Below are 3,331 nucleotides of genomic sequence, written 5' to 3'. Positions count from 1 at the left end.
GCATAAAAGCAAAGCCAGGAGTTCATACCCCTGACTTTTTCAAAGCTTGAGTAAACCCCAAGTCTATTTAGTTACTCATTATTGATTCTCTTTTTTTATTTCTACTTCAAATGCAGGAACTTTACGATAAGAAACACCAGCCACATCTAACATACGTTTAGCTGCTCTATCACTTTCTGTTCCTTTGTATTTTTCATCTTCATAGACAATTTCTTTGATACCACTCTGAATGATTGCTTTAGTACATTCATGACATGGGAATAAAGAAACATAGATACGACAACCCTGTAATTTCTGAGTAGAGTTAAGTATTGCGTTTAATTCGGCATGTACAACATAAGGATACTTTGTATCATATAAAGCCCCTTCTCTTACAGACCAAGGGAACTTATCATCTTCACATCCTCTTGGAAGACCATTGTATCCTACCCCTACGATACGATTATCACTATTTACTATACAAGCGCCAACCTGCGTATTAGGATCTTTAGAACGATAAGCAGAGAGTTTAGCCACTCCCATGAAATACTGATCCCATGTAATGATCTGCTTATCCATTGTATTCTCCTCCTAGTTCTTTGATCTTTTCTTCAAAGAAATTAGGTAAAGGTGCTTCAAAGTACATATGTTCATTGGTTCTAGGATGTACAAAACCTAATACCTTAGCATGTAGATACTGACCATGTGTGTTATCATCATTTCTAAAACCATATTGAGGATCACCATAAACTGGATGACCAATGTATTGCATATGAACACGGATCTGATGTGTTCTACCTGTTTCTAGACGACATTCAATAAGTGTCATATCATCATAACGTTCTAATACTTTAAAGTTAGTGATTGCATCTTTAGCATTCTTACTAGTGACAGCCATCTTCTTACGATCCTTGCTATCACGTCCAATAGGTGCTTCAATACGACCTACATTATGGTTAATAACACCATGAACGAGTGCTACATAACGACGTACAACTGAATGTTCTTCTAATTGTTTAGATAATGAACGATGGGCATTATCATTTTTTGCGACCATTAATAAACCACTTGTTTCTTTATCAATACGATGTACAATCCCAGGACGTGTAATACCATTTATTGCTGATAAATCGTGACAATGATAGAGTAATGCATTCACAAGTGTTCCTGAATAAATACCTGCTGATGGATGAACAATCATACCTGTAGGTTTATTGACGACAATCACATCTTCATCTTCATAAATAATATCTAATGGGATATTTTCAGGATTAATTTCAGTACTTTGAGGATCTGGTAAAGTGACCTGGATGACATCCTCTTCTTCTACCTTATAGTTAGCTTTTTCAACATTATCATTAACAATAACCTGTCCTGCTTTAATCCATTTCTGAATCTCAGTACGTGAACGATCAGGCATATGATTTAAGATTACTTTATCTAAACGCAAGCCTTTTTCTTCTAATTCTGGTGTAATTGATTGTATTTCCATTGTTTATATTCTCCAATTCCTAAATCTAAGATGATTAATAAAACACCTATTACAACACCCATATCGGCAATATTGAAAATAGGAAAATCATAACCAAATACAAAGAAATCTAAAAAGTCTCTTACATAATGAAAAACAACACGATCATATAGATTTCCTAGCATACCACTAAATATAAGCACAATTCCAAATCTTAATAAGACCTGGGATTTGTCACTCTTGATAAAATAATAAATAAGCATAATACCAGCAATAATAGAAATTGCATAGAACATAAAGAAATGCCCTGAAAGCATACCCCATGCGGCACCTGTATTATGAATATAAGTGAAATAAAAAAAGTTTTTAATGACCTGATAGCTCTGGCCTAACTGCATTGATTCGTTGACTACAAGTTTCGTTACTAAATCGCCACCTAATACAATAATAAATGTGATCAAGTATAAGAAACCGTATTTAAAATTTATTTTTTTCATTTAATCATCCTTTCCTCAACGATTATAGCATGTCTTTAAAAGATATAAAAGAAAAACAGGCGTAAGCCTGTTACATGCAATATAAGATGATGCATAAGAAATGTAGAACACTACCAAGTAAGATCCATAGATGCCAGATACAGTGCATATAATGGATCTTTTCTTGTAATCCATAGAAGATTGTACCGATTGTATATGCCACACCTCCAGCAACTAATAAATAGATACCATTCATTCCAATAGTACCAGGAAGCAAATTAAACTTAAAGACAATACACCAGCCTAGAACTAAATAACAGGCCATAGAGAACTTCGCAAACTTCTCGATATCATAGGCATTTAATGTAATCCCTAAAATAGTGACTGCCCATACAATACCAAATAATACCCATGCCCAGAATGGATCTGCCTGTCTAACTGAACATAAAAGTACTGGTGTGTAGGTTCCTGCAATCAAGACAAAGATGCTGCAATGGTCCATAATTTGGAATACTTTCTTTGCCTTTAAATTAGGAGATAAACCATGATAAATAGAACTCATTGTATATAAGAGTATCATAGAGACACCATAAACGATACCAGATGCTAAACCATATCCATTATGATGTAAACATGAAAATATAATACATAATACTAGTGCTACAATACCAAATACAGCCCCTACTATATGAGTCACCATATTAAATATTTCTTCACCACGTGTATAATCAGGAAGTAAACGGTCATCTAACTTTGTACGTTTCATATCAATCACCTCTTGTACAGCAAGTTTAACATATCTATTATTTAATGTCAATATATCTAGTTTTAAAGTCTAGATGTTAACATTCGTATGTATTCCATTGTTTAATGATACGATGAGACTCACATTCATATATTGTATTAAAGAGTGCTGTCTGATTTCTCCATAACTCTCTGTCTACATGAAAATGCCAAAATACCAATGCGTATAGGTTGTTTTCTTTTGTATATCATTTAAATATGTTGTCAAAGGGAATTCCTGATAGATATCACCTTTTATATGATATTTTTTAATAGTTGATAGAAAATAGACTGTTTCATCAGGTGCTGTATGAGTAATAATGTAATCTACATGATCTACGCTATCTAGATGTCGTAAGCCATTCTCATATTCCTGCTTGCTTGGCATTTCTTGTGGCCACCAGGAAACATTCTCTTTACGTAATGGCTGATCAATAGAATAACCGCCACCAAAGGTAAAGAATGTTTTTCCTTCTATTGTATAAACTTCTCCACGCATTAAATGAATAAGGTTATGTCTGATTTTATGGACAAATCCCCCATTCCATGATTTCCTCCATTTCCCCGCGCCTTCGTTGCGCGGACACAAATATATAACCAAACTCAAATCCACCAAAACTAT

General features: G+C 34.0%; 4 protein-coding genes and 1 pseudogene. All 5 read right to left on the bottom strand.

The window, feature by feature from the left end:
- Positions 1-78: 78 nt before the first annotated feature.
- Positions 79-558 (bottom strand): dCMP deaminase family protein, encoded by a 480-nt coding sequence (locus EAI80_RS12500; protein ID WP_129982301.1) that lies wholly within the window; start codon positions 556-558, stop codon positions 79-81.
- Positions 551-1,471, bottom strand: a complete 921-nt coding sequence (locus EAI80_RS12495; protein WP_129982300.1) for an RluA family pseudouridine synthase — start codon at positions 1,469-1,471, stop codon at positions 551-553. Before EAI80_RS12495 ends, EAI80_RS12500 begins: the two co-directional genes overlap by 8 nt.
- On the bottom strand, positions 1,441-1,947 hold the full coding sequence (gene lspA, locus EAI80_RS12490) for a signal peptidase II (protein WP_022424987.1): 507 nt from the start codon (positions 1,945-1,947) through the stop codon (positions 1,441-1,443). Before lspA ends, EAI80_RS12495 begins: the two co-directional genes overlap by 31 nt.
- 70 nt (positions 1,948-2,017) lie before the next feature.
- Positions 2,018-2,692, bottom strand: coding sequence for a hemolysin III family protein (locus EAI80_RS12485; RefSeq protein WP_129982299.1), 675 nt, complete (start codon positions 2,690-2,692; stop codon positions 2,018-2,020).
- Between the two features lie 174 nt (positions 2,693-2,866).
- Positions 2,867-3,331 (bottom strand): annotated as a pseudogene (locus tag EAI80_RS12480) (hypothetical protein); the annotation flags it as partial.

Origin of the sequence: Catenibacterium sp. co_0103, assembly GCF_004168205.1 — a bacterium.
Taxonomy (GTDB): domain Bacteria; phylum Bacillota_I; class Bacilli_A; order Erysipelotrichales; family Coprobacillaceae; genus Catenibacterium; species Catenibacterium mitsuoka_A.
This window is presented reverse-complemented; position numbering and strand designations above follow the sequence as displayed.

Bases quoted from the DNA above. Each gene is read 5' to 3' on its own strand.
- EAI80_RS12500 (WP_129982301.1), bottom strand. From the start codon at position 558: ATGGATAAGCAGATCATTACATGGGATCAGTATTTCATGGGAGTGGCT.
- lspA (WP_022424987.1), bottom strand. From the start codon at position 1,947: ATGAAAAAAATAAATTTTAAATACGGTTTCTTATACTTGATCACATTT.
- EAI80_RS12485 (WP_129982299.1), bottom strand. From the start codon at position 2,692: ATGAAACGTACAAAGTTAGATGACCGTTTACTTCCTGATTATACACGT.
- EAI80_RS12495 (WP_129982300.1), bottom strand. From the start codon at position 1,471: ATGGAAATACAATCAATTACACCAGAATTAGAAGAAAAAGGCTTGCGT.